We start from the raw sequence: 13,967 nt of genomic DNA on the forward strand, positions 1-13,967 counted from the left end.
GACACTGGGAAATCGATCAGGCCAGGAGGACCGCGGGAATTGATTGATGACTTGATGTGCAACTTAGCCCGTTTTCATGCTCTCAAGGCAAGAGCGTCGAACTTTGCATCTGCGCGCCTGAGACACTCATAGATCATGTGAGCTATCTCAGCATAGGCGATCTTTGCATTGGGCTCGAATGCATCCTTGATGAGATGAACGATGTCTTCTTTGTATTCGCTGTATGGTGAATCGTCAAGAGACCTGGATATGATCTCGAACAATCGATTCACCGCCAGTTCCGACATGTTCTCAATGATCTCGAGGTAACGATCCGACTTTGGTTCTATCTCGATCACATCCACCAATATCGAAATCTCCTCTTCGACCGCCCCATGACAGTAGGGGCAGGTTGGATGGTCATTCTCCTTGCTAGGGACGGAAACCTCACCTAGATTCATGTTGCATAGGCTGCAGTACCACATACGATTTGTATCAGTCCACCCGGGGCCATATATCATTAATCAACATAGAAAATGAGGGGAAATGGGCAATCCTTCGTTAACCTTGTCCAACATATCAAAAGTGTTCGAAAGGACAGATATTTTCCAATTTCTACCGATGATGCACAGCAACAACCATAAGTCGGTCCATATCAAGAGCCGTATCAATACTGACCAGATTTGGTAATTGCTCGTACATATCTCGAAGCATAGTATTGTTTCGAACGCTGTCTATTTGTATCCCATGACGATAAACTATTAACCGGACCAAGATTTGAATCCTGGCCGCATCTTGACAGCTTTCCACGACCGGGAAAGAAGGTGAAATGATCATGACGGGTGGATATACTGGAAGAAGGATAGAGGGGGTTTTGATGCGTATCCGCACAAAGCTCGATACCGATGATCTTAGCCAGAAAGCGAATCCTGAGGAAGTGCACAGGTCCGTGGGTAAGATGATCAATTCCCTCGACAAACTGATCTACGATTCGAACTATTTTGGAAAGAACATACCGGAGATCAATCAGCTGACCGAAGTAAAGAGAATGCTGAAGGATGTTGGTTCTGTCAATGAACATCCAGATATTGAACGTATAAAATATGCCATTGATGGGATACTGTACACCAAGCGAGCAATGCTGAGAAGGTCACTGGGGGAATGAGCCTTCCTACAGTGCCTTATAAATCCTCATCGGATGGCCGTTATTTCGGTGGCTAAAGAACAATAATCGGTCTGAGTCGAGACCGTGTACCTTCACCCGCGATAATTCGGTATTGTCAAGACAATACCCAATAATTGTGTAAATATTCTATATATAGTATATATAATTCGAAATTCACATTCTCCGATATGGATAGAATCAAATATGCTCTTCTCCACTCTTTTCTTAGGCGAAGGAAGTGAGGAGCATGTATGTTCAATCGAACATGGACCCGCCGTTGGCCTCGATGACGATGAAGATCGAAGATCGGTTGAGAGCTCTAGCTAAAAAGGAGTATATCGATCTTGGATCCGACAACAAAGTACCAGAACTGGTGGAAAGGTTGTGCGATGCAGATGCCATTTAACCGACGGAATCAAGGGCTATCAGATACCTTTGGGAGGTCTGCGATAAGGTGGCGTATGCGTGTAGGATCGATCCTGAATTGATCGAGGATGCCGCGGATATGGGCGAACGAGTTCTTCGGATCATCGACAACAGGCTCGCCTGTGAGTGATCTCTGTATTCTCCGGATCATTTAGAAAGAGAGTTTGATTCCGGTATCAGGACTCCAAACCTTCCAGATTTGATACTGCCCCGGATTCAATGAACCTTCTGTATCATTAATGACGAAAACTGGGCGGGTAACTTGATCTTGAGATGGTTGTTTTTACATTCAGTATGTTCGACTGAGTCGACCTAAAATATCACCTCTCCCGTACCGAGTGGCGGGATAGAAATGGTCGATGCGAAACTTATCGAGAAGTCCAAGGAGCATTTCGCCAAGATTGTGATCGAGCAACTGGAAAGGATCGAGAAGATGAAAGCGTCCGAGCAATGGACGGACTACTCCAAGCTGGACACCATTCGCATCGGCATCGTCGGGGGAGACGGCATCGGACCATACATCTGCGGTCATGCCAGGACTGTCCTGGAAAGGCTCCTGAAGGACGAGATCGCCTCGGGCAAGGTGGAGCTCGTCACCATCGAGGGGCTGACCATCGAGAACCGCGCCAAGGTCCTCAAGGCAATACCGGACGACGTTCTGGATGAGATCAAGAAATGTCACGTGGTCCTGAAGGGACCGACGACCACTCCGAAGAAGGGCGATCCATGGCCGAACATCGAATCTGCGAACGTGGCGATGAGAAGAGAGCTGGACCTCTTCGCCAATGTCAGGCCGGTCCGGGTGCCGGAGCAGGGTGTGGACTGGATGTTCTTCAGGGAGAACACCGAGGGAAGCTATGTCCTGGGCAGCAGGGGCATCAATGTGAACGACGAGCTGGCCATCGATTTCTGCGTGGCCACCAAGCAGGGAACGGACCGGATCATCCAGCTCGCGTTCGAGCACGCCAAGAAGAACGGCATCAAGAAGGTGACCGCCGTCACCAAGGCCAACGTCATCAAGGCCACGGACGGCAAGTTCCTGGCTACCATGGAGCGCATCGCCAAGGAATATCCGGGCATCGCCTGGGATGACTGGTTCATCGATATCATGACGGCGAAGCTGATCGACCCATACCGCAGGAAGGACTTCCGGGTGATGGTCATGCCGAACCTTTACGGCGACATCCTGACAGATGAGGCCGCACAGATCCAGGGCGGCGTCGGAACGGCCGGCAGCGCCAACATCGGCAAGCAGTACGCCATGTTCGAGGCCATCCACGGTTCGGCCCCGAGAATGGTGGAGGAGGGCCGCGGTCAGTTTGCGGACCCATCGAGCATCATCAAAGGTGCCTCGATGCTGCTGAACCACATCGGCTTCGTCGACAAGGCTATCAGGCTCGAGATGGCACTGGACGTCTGCTGCCAATACGAGAAATGGATAAAGATGACCGGCCGCTCGGACGGAGCGACCGGAGAAGAGTTCTCGAGATATCTGCTCGAGACCCTGGCCGATCCCGGCCTGGAAAAGAAATGGAATGGGTTCCAGGCCTGATCACCGGGGTGACTTTCCGGTCACCGTCGGATTCTCCGGATAGGAGACCCACTCCGAGAATCCGCCCTCGTGCAGCTTCACACGCGGATACTGGAAGTAGAACCTGAACAGGTTGAACTCGTTGGTCGCCTCCCGGCCAGTGCCGCAGGAGCATATCACCAACTTGTCTTTGGTGATACCCGCTTTTTCTATCATGTCCAGCAGCACATCGTCGGGCTTGAGCTGTCTCGGGTTATCGTCTGCCATTAATTTCCGCCATGGGAAGCTGATGGCTCCAGGTATGTGGCCTGGCTTTATCCACGGTCCCTGCCCCTCATAGGTCGCTGCAGGTCTGGCGTCCAGAACGACCACATCGTCGTTATCCTTGATCTCGTTCATTTCCTGATATTCCAGGAAATATTCGTCCCGCACCTCCGCCAGGAAGTCCGTTTCATTTCGTTCGGGGAAGACCTTGGTCACTTCACGCTTCTCGTTCCGCCACTTGTCGATACCCCCGTCCAGGATCATCACGTTGTCGTGGCCATATCGTACCAGAGAGTACGCTGCCATGGTCTGTTCCAGACCGTCTCCCCAGTGCTTATACTGGCCCTCCCCGGTGTATACCACGACTGGCAGCTCCGGCTTGATCCCTGTCCGGCCGAATGCCGCCTCGATCTGCTCCGGAGGAGACCATACCCCGGGCCTCCTCTTGAAATAGGTGCGGAGGCACCCCTCCTCCAGATAGACGGCTCCGGGAATATGCTCCTGGATGTAATCGTGGATGTTAGGCTGGATGTCGACGATCATCATCTTATTGTCGTCTAAATGATCCTGTAGCCATTCGGTCGAGACCCACTTGATCCGGCATTTGCCTTTCGGGTATGGACATTCCGTCATCATGTTCCCACAATCCTGTGCGGAAATAATTGGAGCAATTCACTAATAAAACTGATTGCACGGGCAGGTCAATGCCTATACCCGTTAAGTTCAGCATTGATGCTGGCAGCTCAGATTGACTTTACGAAAACCGAAGGCATCTCAGACGATCTGAGATTGGTATTTTGTGTACCGGTCCAAAAGATAGCAGACGTGGTCGCCTACTTCCTTGCTGATATACCCCTCATGCTCCGTCTGCCGCACGAAATCCTTGGCGTCGTGGATGCCCTGGCGGGAGCCTTTCGCTATGACACTGGCTAGGAATGTGGTCATCAAAGCTGGGTCGAGCCCCTTGGAGTTCATCGCTTCTCTCATGTCAAACTTGAAAGCCAGCAATTTCCTCTGGTTCAACATCGCGGTCCTGGTAAAATCGGAACTGCGCTTGTTGTGATCGTTCACGGTGCTTCGCCCTTTGTACTTTGACTTTCCTGAGTATCCTGCCAAAATCATTTCTCCGATGAAACTCTGACAAATAAAGTAGTATATAAATCATTGGAATATAGCGAAATCGAACTAATGCATTAAAATGGAAGTAACAATCATGATCAATAAAGCATCTGGAGGGCAATGAAAATGACGCCTTGTGGCGTCTGATATGTTTACTTCCCCTTCTTTTTGGGTGCCGCTTTCTTGACCTTGGGAGCTGGTTTGGATTTCTCCTCTTCCATCTTTGCATCCTCTTCGTCCCACTCCGCCATCAGTTTGGAGATGCCATGCTTCGCATTGGACCAGGTCGGGACGCCACCGGTGAGGACGGCTATCGACAGCGCTTCCATGATCTCCTCGCGCATCGCACCGAAGTTCTTGGCCACCTTGGCCTGGGGATAGATGCAGTCGTCGCACATGCGGACGGAGACGCAGGCCAGAGCGATCAGGCGCTTGGTCTTCTTGTCCAGTGCACCCTTGTACTCCATTATCTCATCCATGTCCTTGATCAGGATGGCCAGGTCAGGGTGGTGCTTCTGGATATGGCTCAGGGTGAGCGGCACGAAATTGCCCATCCTTGCCGAGAGCTCGTCGACCGCCGCGTCAGCCTTCATGCATTTCCCTTTATCTTTTGAACATGCATCCATATTTATCGTCACCTTGCCTGAGGTATTATTCGAGGTGCCGTATTATGTTTGCCGTTTGGGGCTTACTTTTCCGACAGTTCGTGCCAGTTGGAACCGGGTTCTTCAATGTCCCCTTCGTCCTTTTCCTTATTGGGCGCGATCAGGTTGTTGTTCAGGACCTTCTTCCTCTCCGCCGGGTCCATGCGCTCTCCGGTCACCATGTAGACGACGCGTTCGCCTATGTTGCATGAATGGTCCGCAATACGCTCCAGATACCTGGCGACCAGGACGTAGTTGATCCCTGCCGTGATCTTCTTCGAGTCCTCCATCATGTATGTCAGCATCTCCCGGAAGATCGTGTCATAAAGGCTGTCCACCTCATCGTCCCGTTCGAACAATTCCCTGGCCATGACCGAGTCACGCTTGGTGAAGCTTTCGATGGAATCGTGGACCATTTCGACGACCAGCTCTGCCATGTGCTGGATGTTGACCATCCTGGTGAAATGGCCCTGGGCCTCGAACACCTCGGACACTTCGGCGATGTCGTGGGCATAACGCCCTATCCGGTTCAGATCCTCGATGATCTTCAAACAGGCGGAGACCGTCCTCAGGTCCCCTGCCACCGGACTGTAGAGGGCGATCAGGTCAAGGCAGTGTTTCTCGATCAGATTGTCGTAATGGTAGAGCTCCTTGTCCAGTCTGTTCACGTCCTTCATAAGGACGTCGTCACCGGTGGCGATCAGCTTGACCGCCTTCTCGATCGCCTCATTTGCCCGGTCCGACATCTCCCGGACCTCCCGGTTCAGCCCATCCATCTCCTGCAAGAACGATATGTTCGAAGTCATTTCAACCCATCCTCCCGGTGATATACTGCTCTGTGAGATCCTTCTGCGGATTCTCGAAGATCTGCTTGGTGTCCCCCATCTCGATAAGTTCGCCAAGATAGAAGTAGGCGGTCTTGTCCGCGACCCTGGCCGCCTGCTGCATGTTGTGCGTGACGATCAGAACGGTGAAATCTTTCTTCACGTCGATCAGCAGGTCTTCGATCTTGGACGTGGCGATCGGGTCGAGCGCGGAGCAGGGCTCGTCGAACAGAATGATCTCCGGCTTTACAGCCAGCGCTCTGGCGATGCAGAGTCTTTGTTGCTGCCCGCCCGATAACCCATAGGCCGATTTGTCCAGCCGGTCCTTTACCTCTTCCCACAGTGCCGCCCGCTTCAGGCTCCATTCGACATTGTCCTTGAGCTCTTCCTTGGTGATCTTGCGGTTCTTCTTGCGCTTCTTGGGATCCTTCTCGTTCTCGTCGATGGTGTCGATGCCGTGAAGTCGTGGAGCATAAGCGATGTTCTCAAATATCGATTTCGGGAACGGGTTGGGTTTCTGGAACACCATGCCAATGTGCCTTCGGACGTCGACCACGTCCACACCCTTGGCGTATATGTCGGTGTCGTCCACCTTGACGCACCCTTTGACCGTGCAGGACGGGATCAGGTCGTTCATGCGATTGATGCATCGTATGAACGTAGACTTGCCGCATCCGGAAGGGCCGATGATGGCAGTTATCTCGTTCGCGTTGATGTCCATGTTGACGCCCCGTAGGGCATGGTTCTTGTCGAAGAAGACGTTGAGATCTTTGACGCTGATCTTGACTGGCATGGTTACCACCTGTATTTATCCCGATATTTCTTTCTCAGATAGATCGCGAAGAGGTTCATCCCGATGACGATGGCGAGGAGGACAATTGCCGATGCATACTGTATCGGCGCCGTCAGCGCCGAGTTCGTCGATTGAGAGGACATGATGTAGATGTGATAGGGCAAGGCCATGTACGGGCCGAACAGCGATGGGAGGCCTGGCGCCAGCGCCGTGGCTCCCAATGCTAATATGGGCGCCGTCTCGCCGGCGGCACGCGACAGGGAAAGGATCGTCCCAGTAAGTATTCCGGGCATGGCATATGGTATGACATGATGCCGCACCGTTTGCCATTTGGTCGCACCAACTGCCAGTGACGCCTCGCGGACCGTGGACGGGACGGCGATCAGGGCCTCCCTGGTGGTGACGATGACGACCGGGAGCACCAGCAGGCCCAATGTCACACCAGCGACCAATATGCCCAGGTCGAGCTGGAGGTAGGCGACCAAAAGTCCCAGGCCCAGCAGACCATACACGATCGAAGGGACCCCGGCAAGGTTGTGGACGATGATCCACACGAACTTAGCGAAGCGGCTCTTTCCCTGATATTCGACCAGATAGACCGCCCCAAGCACGCCAATGGGGACGGCGAACGCCAGGACGACCAGCATCAGATAGACCGTTCCCACAATGGCTGGGAATATACCTCCCTGGGTCATTGACCCGCGAGTATCGATCTTGGGCGCCTGCGTCAGGAAATCCAGGCTCAGCTTGCCTATGCCTCCGATCAGGATAAAACCGATCAGGATGGCCAGTATCCCGACCACTAACCAGGCGCAGCCGCGGAAGGCCATGAAGTAGAGCTCTTCCTTCTCCTTGCGGTTCACTCGTAGGCCTCCCTGAACTTCTTAAGGATTACTTCCGCGGCCAGGTTGATGACGAACGTCAGAATGAACAATAGCAGGCCAACGGCAAAGAGCGCGTTGTAATGTATCTCGGTCCTGGCCACCTCTTGTATGTCCAGGGCGATGGCCGATGTCATGGTCTCCATCGGATTGAAGATGTTGGTGGTTAGCTGCCGGGCACTTCCGGTGGCCATGAGCACGGTCATGGTCTCGCCTATCGCCCGTCCAAACGATAAGATGATGGCGGCCACTATCCCGGACAATGACGCCGGGATCACCACTCCCTTGATGGTCTCCCATTTGGTGGCGCCTAAAGCCAACGACGCCTCCCTCAGGCTTCCAGGAACGGAGTTCATGGCGTCCTCTGATATGCTGACCATAATCGGGATCATCATGATCGATAAGGCTATCGCCCCGACCATGCCGTTGAGGGTCGTCCCGGTGTTGAATACGGCTTGGACAAAATGGGATAGCACCAGCATGGCGAACAGACCGAAGACTATGGACGGAATACCAGCCAGAAGCTCGATGACCGGTTTGAGATATCTCTTGATGGTGGGGTGGGCCACTTCGGCCAGATAGATGGTGCAGCCGATGCCGATGGGGATGGCAATGAGCGCCGCCACTGCGCTCGTCAGAAGGGTTCCCACTAAGAGCGGCAGCACGCCAAAGAAACCGGCGGCGGGGGCCCATTGGGTCCCGGTCAGGAAATCCAATGTGGAGACCTGAGCAAAAAACGGGTAGGCCTGTGTTAATAGGAAAACGAAGACCGCACCCAAGGTGAAAATGGATATCGAGGCGAAAACCAGAAGTCCCTTCTCTATCAGGAACTCGGTGATCCTCGAAGTGCGGCTGCGGCTACTGGTGGTAAGATCCAGGCTCATTAGGAGACCTCAAATGATAGCATAGGAAAGATGATGAAAAGGTTTGATGGGTTTGCTGCGTTCGGCAGGTCTGATTTAATCCCTGGAAAGCCTAATCTCCGCTGCTTGGATCAGAGAGATTATGCTGTTCCCGCCTTCCATGACTGTCTGGGAAGCGGTTGTGGCCTCCTTGGCATAACCGATTCCGACATACCCGATCGCTCCTTTGTTGTCCTTGCATTGCTGGACGATCGGAGCGGTCGAGGAGAACTGCTGCATCGTGGCGCTCGGCAGCTGCCCCATGGTGGTGTTGTGGAAGTAGTCGTACGTGCCTGACGATGAGTCACGGCCGTAGAGGACTATTGCCTGGTCCTTTCCTCCGACCTGGTTCCAGTTGGTGTAGTTCCCGTTGTAGATCTGCCTCAGCTGGTCAATGGTCAGCGAGGTGATGCTGTTGTCGCTGTTGACGATGATGGCGATCCCGTCGACCGCGACCTTGAACTCCATCGGCTGGTAGCTAGGGTCGGTGGTGTTGACAAGCTCGGAGGCCTTTATGGCCCTGGACGCTTGTGCTATGTCGCACTTGCCTTCTTTCAGGTTCTGTATGCCCGTTCCACTTCCCGGGAAGTTCAGAGAGATGGTTATGCCAGGGTAGTCCTTGGCAAACGACGCCTGCCAAAGGTTCGCCATCTCCAACATGGTGGTCGAACCGGACTGCACTATGGAGCCGGTCGATGTTCCGGTAGTACCGGCAAGCTTGGCCTGCATGGCCGCTTGTATGTCAGAGGGCAGTGAGTAGAACCCAGCGTCACTGGCGTTCTTCTGACCTTTGCTAGTTGTCAGGATCCAGTTCAGCCAGGAGATCTCAGCGCCGGTGAGGGTGGTGACGTTTCCATGGGTGTACAGGTACAGGTACCTGGAAATCGGATAGCCTCCGTTCGCGCTGTTATTGGCGTACTCTAATACGGCAGCCTGGTCCAACGGGGAATAGGCGGTCGAGCTCGAGGTCGCTTTGATCGTGACAATCTTAATGCTTGGCGTTGAATTGCTGCTGTTGTTCGAGAGCAACAGGGCGGCCCCTATTCCCGCGACCAACAGAATGGCAATCACCGCCACTGATATGTACATGACTTTTTTTTCCATATTGACTCACCATTACTGGTTCATGAAATGGGATGCCTGATCCTTGTTTCGCGGAAGATACGTCTTGCTCGTGATACCGACCGACGTGATGTACATAGACACCTTATTCTCCACTCAGACACCATTCCGGGAAATAAAACAAAGAGAGTGTGTTTATATACATTCTCGAAGTAGAACATATACTGCTATATTGTATATAGTCAAGTCAATATCGTATATATTGTAAGTACAATACCTAGATAACATATTCTTCGACTTGCAACAGGTGAATGTCCGTGGATATACGTAGGATACAAAAGACCGGTGCTTCAACGATGACGGTATCGTTGCCTAAGGACTGGATAGACTCGCAAGGTCTCAAGGCCGGAGATCCGGTCGGGATGCAGTTGATGCCGGATGGCACTGTCTGTGTTGACCCAAGGAGCGATCGAAAAAGGGAACCGACCAGGAAGACCATCCGAATTGAGAAAGAGGAGTCGGAAGAACATCTCACGAGAAAGCTGATCGGGGCTTATCTAGCCGGTTATAATATCATAGAGGTAAGGTCCAAGGATCGTATAGACCACGACATCAAACACGCCATCAAGGACTTTGCGAGGCTCGTCATCGGACCGGAGGTGATCGAGGAGACCAGCAACAGTGTCGTCCTTCACGACCTTTCAGACCCGGTCGAACTGCCTCAGGAAAAGTGCGTCCGCAGGATGCATCTGATCGTCAGCTCGATGCACAAGGACGCTATGGAGGCGTTCAAAGACGGAGATGTGGACATGGCCCACGACATCATGGACCGTGATGCGGACGTGGACCGTCTTTACTGGATGACGGTGAAGCAATACAATCTCATTATCAAGGACCGGAAGCTTGGAGAGCGGATCGGTGTGGATATCTATGAAGGGATGAACCTCATGCTCGTGGCAAGGGGCATTGAGCGCATCGGCGACCACGCTGAGAAGATCGCCAAGAATGTGATCATGGCGTCCGATTCCAAGGTGAAAATGGACGGACTGGGAACGATCCAGGAGCTTTCTACAAAAGCGTTGGAAGTGCTTGATAGGTCGATACAAGCTTTCTTCCTGAAGGACATCGGGTCGGCCAATGCGGCCATAGATGCCGGAAACATCCTCGTCCAGAACCTAGAAAAATTGAGCACCCAAATACGCATGCCCACCGACAAGGCGGCGGTGGTGGCAACCAATGTCATCGATTCGATCATCAGGACCACAATGTACTCGATGGACGTTTCGGAGGTTGCGATCAATGGGGCAATGAACAAGAAGGACTGAACGCCGGCAATAAGATCCATCAATTGTTCGGTCATCCCCAGATTTCGAACCTCGCCATATCTCGAATGGTCGAGTCATTGGAAGAATAGAATCTCGAATCTGACGAACGATTGCTGCCAGACTTCCGCAAAGGTGTGGGGAAGAATGGGCTTGGTCCGGTAAGATATTTATCTATTGATCGCTGACGATCCGCTCATCGCTCTTATATGGAGTCAGAATACACCATGCTTTTCATGTATTCCGCCAGCTTGACCTTGTCTTCATGGGTCATGTTATTGATGTCCCGACCCACGAAGGTGCGGAATCTCCTGATTCGGTCCACCCCGTATCGGTAGTGGTCGATATCGCGAAGCACATGTTCCAGTTCGATGATCACTGCCTGGATGTCCAAAAGGCACTTTACTTCGCCTTTCACATCGGGATGATCGCATCCTTCCAACCGGGCGATCAGGTCGAGGACCTCCTTTTTCCATTCCTCATAATGAACTTCAATCCCCCAATACAGCTCGATGTCCCCCACCATCCATTCTTCAACGAGCTTGGACTCATCAGCGGACACCGGTTCATTCAGGTTCAGTTTCCCGATTATTGTCAGGGCTTGTTCTCGGTAGATCTCCTGATAACCTTCCCGTGCCCAATTCTTGAGCCGGTCCAGGGGCAATGGCCTTGGAACATGCGATCCAGAGTCCATATCCTGGATCATCAGCTTAAGGTTACCAGATACTTCGGCGACGGTGTCCTCGATGTTCATTTTCATGGAACATTTTGAACAACCATGAAGCAATCATAATGGTTCCCCTCCGTATTCATTATGTGAAAATAGAATACTTACAGCGATGACTTGGTACTGAACGGTACCCACGAATCCAAAGCCAGATGTTTAGAATCAAATTGCATTGAAAACAGATACTTTGTGACGACGTTTGTTCCTTGACCGTCAGTGGACTCGTTTACCAAATCCGCATTGTCTTCTGCAACCAGCATTATCAGAAATGATCGCAAAAAAGAAGGGTGAGAATTCAAAGGGGAACGGTTCAGTACGAAGAATAGTTGCCTGGCTTTGTATTTATTTTATATAGATAATTTGTAAGGAATATACCTCATTCGGAGGTAAGGCTATATAAGGAACGCTCAATCTATTTTTTTATCCGTTGACAGAGGGGAAAGCAGATGGAGTACTCGAAGAGAATTATTGAAGAGCTCTCGAATTTACCGAACTACAAGGACAATTTCACAGAATCATTGGCGGAATTTGGGGTGACGAGCATCGAAGACCTAAGGCAGGTTCTGTCGGACACCGAACGGACGTCATCCATGATCTCGGCCGTAAAAGGATTGGGACCGAGAACCGTCCAACTTTGGGAGAAAGCCCTTTCGTCGACAGAGGAAGCATCCGAGAATATTTCCGAGGAGCAGCCTGAAGCACCAGAGGAAACCCAGGAAAACGTCGAACCCATGGAGGAAGAGGCAGCGATTCCGGCCACAGAAGAAGAGACCCCCCATGACGAAGTCGTCGAAGGACCTGGCATCCATAGGCCCGAGCGAAACCTATCTTGCACCATGGCGGACCTCAAGGAGATCCAGCAGACCACCGTCGACCTACTGCAGATGAATGGTTCCAAGAAGAAGGGAAGAATGGCATCGGTCGAGTATGCGGTCAAAAAGTTGACCGGAGCGGGAATGGAGGTCACCATAAGCAAGGAAGGAGGCGCTCCGGTGGTCGTGGCCAACAAGGGAGAGGGCGGAATCGTCCTCTGGGGACATCTGGATACAGAACGCCTTGCAGGAATGAAACGGAAGAAACAAGGCAATATTCAGGGTGACATGGTCAATGGTCGCGGAGCGGCCAACATGAAAGGGGCGGTGGCGACAATGATCTGCGTATCCAACAGATTGGTCTCCTGGCAGGTGCCATTCTCCATCGTACTTACCACGGATTCGCTGGGAGAGCAGAAAGGAGCGGAATCGCTGGCCGATGACTCCCTGATCCGGCGAAGCAAAGGGATCTTGATGCTCGCGCCCACCAGTATGAGATCGGTCGTCGGTCAGTACGGATATGCGGCGATTCTCGTCACAACTTATGGGGACGGGGCCGTGATGAAGATGGCGTCCTTCCTGAAGGGGCTCACTAATGAGATCGAGAGTTCGCCAGAAAGGTTGTCGGTGAAAACTGGACTGATACGCGGCGGAAAGAAGAGGATGCCGTATGCACCTGCATTATCCTGCGGGGTCGTTCTGGAAATAGAGACCAGGGAGACCACCGATTTCGCGATATCTATTATCGAGGGCATACTTGATCAAACTGAACACAACGTCGAGATCCTCTGCAGAAGCGAAATGGCGGAGTTCGACCGGACCAATGATCTCGTTGCATCGGTGACCGAGCTGACAAAGACTGAGCCGGTCTTTGAGATGATCCATTCCGAGGCGGGCAAGATAGTCTCTGCCAACCCAAAGATCGTGCTCTGTGGGCCAGGAAATATCGCCAACTCGCAATCTGATCAGGAATACGTGACCCTGAACGATCTGGAAAAGACCTTTGAGACCATATTGACCTTGATCGATGGTGCAGAGCCGCTGGAGGGTGCGTAGGACCCAACCTTATTCACCATACGAATTGAATTCTTTGATATACCATATGTGTCGAACAGATGAATCATGAGGGGCTGGTTGGTCATATTCAGACCACCGAGGACGGGCCATGTGGTCAGGGCAGATAGACTGCATAAAAGACCTGGTCGTTCATTTGCGAGGATCTCTCAAAGATTACAAGTTCCGCCAACTTGACTTATTGCTTCCAGCACCCTTGCAACCATTACACAAGCCAGAGCGTTATATCGAGCGCAACTACCGGTGCTGGGATGAGTGTGATCTATTCTTTTTCCATAACCTTTGCACCAGTGGCATTTGCCTAATCCCCTACAGTCTGGACATATGCTGTTGTCTGCTGGAAATGGGAGCATAACAATCATTCTCCAAAGTCCCGATCCTTAGCGTTTAAGGATGTTGACATTGAACCCTATTTCAAGAGGCAGGAGTTTTTTTATTGAGC

14 protein-coding genes are annotated in these 13,967 nt (G+C 52.1%); 4 read left to right on the forward strand and 10 right to left on the reverse strand.

Annotation, left to right across the window (positions count from 1 at the left end; genetic code table 11):
- Nucleotides 1-74: 74 nt before the first annotated feature.
- Nucleotides 75-440, reverse strand: a complete 366-nt coding sequence (locus tag VGK23_10065) for a hypothetical protein (GenBank protein ID HEY3420886.1) — start codon at nt 438-440, stop codon at nt 75-77.
- Between the two features lie 416 nt (nt 441-856).
- On the opposite strand from VGK23_10065, the gene VGK23_10070 reads away from it, so the two are divergent.
- Both VGK23_10070 and VGK23_10075 read left to right on the forward strand, forming a co-directional pair.
- On the forward strand, nt 857-1,144 hold the full coding sequence (locus VGK23_10070) for a hypothetical protein (protein HEY3420887.1): 288 nt from the start codon (nt 857-859) through the stop codon (nt 1,142-1,144).
- A gap of 778 nt (nt 1,145-1,922) precedes the next feature.
- Nucleotides 1,923-3,122, forward strand: coding sequence for an isocitrate/isopropylmalate family dehydrogenase (locus VGK23_10075; protein HEY3420888.1), 1,200 nt, complete (start codon nt 1,923-1,925; stop codon nt 3,120-3,122).
- Here VGK23_10075 and VGK23_10080 read toward each other — a convergent pair whose 3' ends face one another.
- The 8 genes from VGK23_10080 to VGK23_10115 all read right to left on the reverse strand — a co-directional run bounded on the left by VGK23_10080 (nt 3,123) and on the right by VGK23_10115 (nt 9,632).
- The gene (locus VGK23_10080; GenBank protein HEY3420889.1) at nt 3,123-4,001 is read right to left on the reverse strand and encodes a sulfurtransferase; all 879 of its coding nucleotides are present in this window, start codon (nt 3,999-4,001) and stop codon (nt 3,123-3,125) included.
- Between the two features lie 138 nt (nt 4,002-4,139).
- On the reverse strand, nt 4,140-4,436 hold the full coding sequence (locus tag VGK23_10085) for a hypothetical protein (GenBank protein HEY3420890.1): 297 nt from the start codon (nt 4,434-4,436) through the stop codon (nt 4,140-4,142).
- 200 nt (nt 4,437-4,636) lie between these two features.
- Nucleotides 4,637-5,077: a carboxymuconolactone decarboxylase family protein gene (locus VGK23_10090; GenBank protein ID HEY3420891.1), complete on the reverse strand. Its 441-nt coding sequence runs from the start codon at nt 5,075-5,077 to the stop codon at nt 4,637-4,639.
- Between the two features lie 95 nt (nt 5,078-5,172).
- Nucleotides 5,173-5,934, reverse strand: a complete 762-nt coding sequence (gene phoU, locus VGK23_10095; protein ID HEY3420892.1) for a phosphate signaling complex protein PhoU — start codon at nt 5,932-5,934, stop codon at nt 5,173-5,175.
- 1 nt (nt 5,935) lies between these two features.
- Nucleotides 5,936-6,745, reverse strand: coding sequence for a phosphate ABC transporter ATP-binding protein (locus tag VGK23_10100; protein ID HEY3420893.1), 810 nt, complete (start codon nt 6,743-6,745; stop codon nt 5,936-5,938).
- 2 nt (nt 6,746-6,747) lie between these two features.
- A complete protein-coding gene (gene pstA / locus VGK23_10105) occupies nt 6,748-7,608 on the reverse strand; it encodes a phosphate ABC transporter permease PstA (GenBank protein HEY3420894.1) in 861 nt (286 codons plus the stop codon).
- A complete protein-coding gene (gene pstC / locus VGK23_10110) occupies nt 7,605-8,510 on the reverse strand; it encodes a phosphate ABC transporter permease subunit PstC (GenBank protein HEY3420895.1) in 906 nt (301 codons plus the stop codon). The genes pstA and pstC overlap by 4 nt, the downstream gene beginning before the upstream one ends.
- 75 nt (nt 8,511-8,585) lie before the next feature.
- Nucleotides 8,586-9,632 (reverse strand): substrate-binding domain-containing protein, encoded by a 1,047-nt coding sequence (locus VGK23_10115; GenBank protein ID HEY3420896.1) that lies wholly within the window; start codon nt 9,630-9,632, stop codon nt 8,586-8,588.
- A gap of 269 nt (nt 9,633-9,901) precedes the next feature.
- On the opposite strand from VGK23_10115, the gene VGK23_10120 reads away from it, so the two are divergent.
- Nucleotides 9,902-10,915: a phosphate uptake regulator PhoU gene (locus VGK23_10120; protein ID HEY3420897.1), complete on the forward strand. Its 1,014-nt coding sequence runs from the start codon at nt 9,902-9,904 to the stop codon at nt 10,913-10,915.
- Nucleotides 10,916-11,117: 202 nt separating this feature from the next.
- Here VGK23_10120 and VGK23_10125 read toward each other — a convergent pair whose 3' ends face one another.
- The gene (locus tag VGK23_10125; protein ID HEY3420898.1) at nt 11,118-11,672 is read right to left on the reverse strand and encodes a hypothetical protein; all 555 of its coding nucleotides are present in this window, start codon (nt 11,670-11,672) and stop codon (nt 11,118-11,120) included.
- 413 nt (nt 11,673-12,085) lie between these two features.
- Here VGK23_10125 and VGK23_10130 point away from each other — a divergent pair, with 413 nt between their 5' ends.
- Nucleotides 12,086-13,507, forward strand: a complete 1,422-nt coding sequence (locus VGK23_10130) for a M20/M25/M40 family metallo-hydrolase (protein HEY3420899.1) — start codon at nt 12,086-12,088, stop codon at nt 13,505-13,507.
- The last annotated feature ends 460 nt before the right edge of the window (nt 13,508-13,967 follow it).

The organism is Methanomassiliicoccales archaeon, assembly GCA_036504055.1.
Classification (GTDB): Archaea; Thermoplasmatota; Thermoplasmata; order Methanomassiliicoccales; family UBA472; genus DASXVU01.

Coding starts and splice junctions, on each gene's coding strand:
- VGK23_10065 (HEY3420886.1), bottom strand. CDS start 440: ATGAATCTAGGTGAGGTTTCCGTCCCTAGCAAGGAGAATGACCATCCA.
- VGK23_10070 (HEY3420887.1), top strand. CDS start 857: ATGCGTATCCGCACAAAGCTCGATACCGATGATCTTAGCCAGAAAGCG.
- VGK23_10075 (HEY3420888.1), top strand. CDS start 1,923: ATGGTCGATGCGAAACTTATCGAGAAGTCCAAGGAGCATTTCGCCAAG.
- VGK23_10080 (HEY3420889.1), bottom strand. CDS start 4,001: ATGATGACGGAATGTCCATACCCGAAAGGCAAATGCCGGATCAAGTGG.
- VGK23_10090 (HEY3420891.1), bottom strand. CDS start 5,077: ATGAAGGCTGACGCGGCGGTCGACGAGCTCTCGGCAAGGATGGGCAAT.
- phoU (HEY3420892.1), bottom strand. CDS start 5,934: ATGACTTCGAACATATCGTTCTTGCAGGAGATGGATGGGCTGAACCGG.
- VGK23_10100 (HEY3420893.1), bottom strand. CDS start 6,745: ATGCCAGTCAAGATCAGCGTCAAAGATCTCAACGTCTTCTTCGACAAG.
- pstC (HEY3420895.1), bottom strand. CDS start 8,510: ATGAGCCTGGATCTTACCACCAGTAGCCGCAGCCGCACTTCGAGGATC.
- VGK23_10115 (HEY3420896.1), bottom strand. CDS start 9,632: ATGGAAAAAAAAGTCATGTACATATCAGTGGCGGTGATTGCCATTCTG.
- VGK23_10120 (HEY3420897.1), top strand. CDS start 9,902: ATGTCCGTGGATATACGTAGGATACAAAAGACCGGTGCTTCAACGATG.
- VGK23_10125 (HEY3420898.1), bottom strand. CDS start 11,672: ATGAAAATGAACATCGAGGACACCGTCGCCGAAGTATCTGGTAACCTT.
- VGK23_10130 (HEY3420899.1), top strand. CDS start 12,086: ATGGAGTACTCGAAGAGAATTATTGAAGAGCTCTCGAATTTACCGAAC.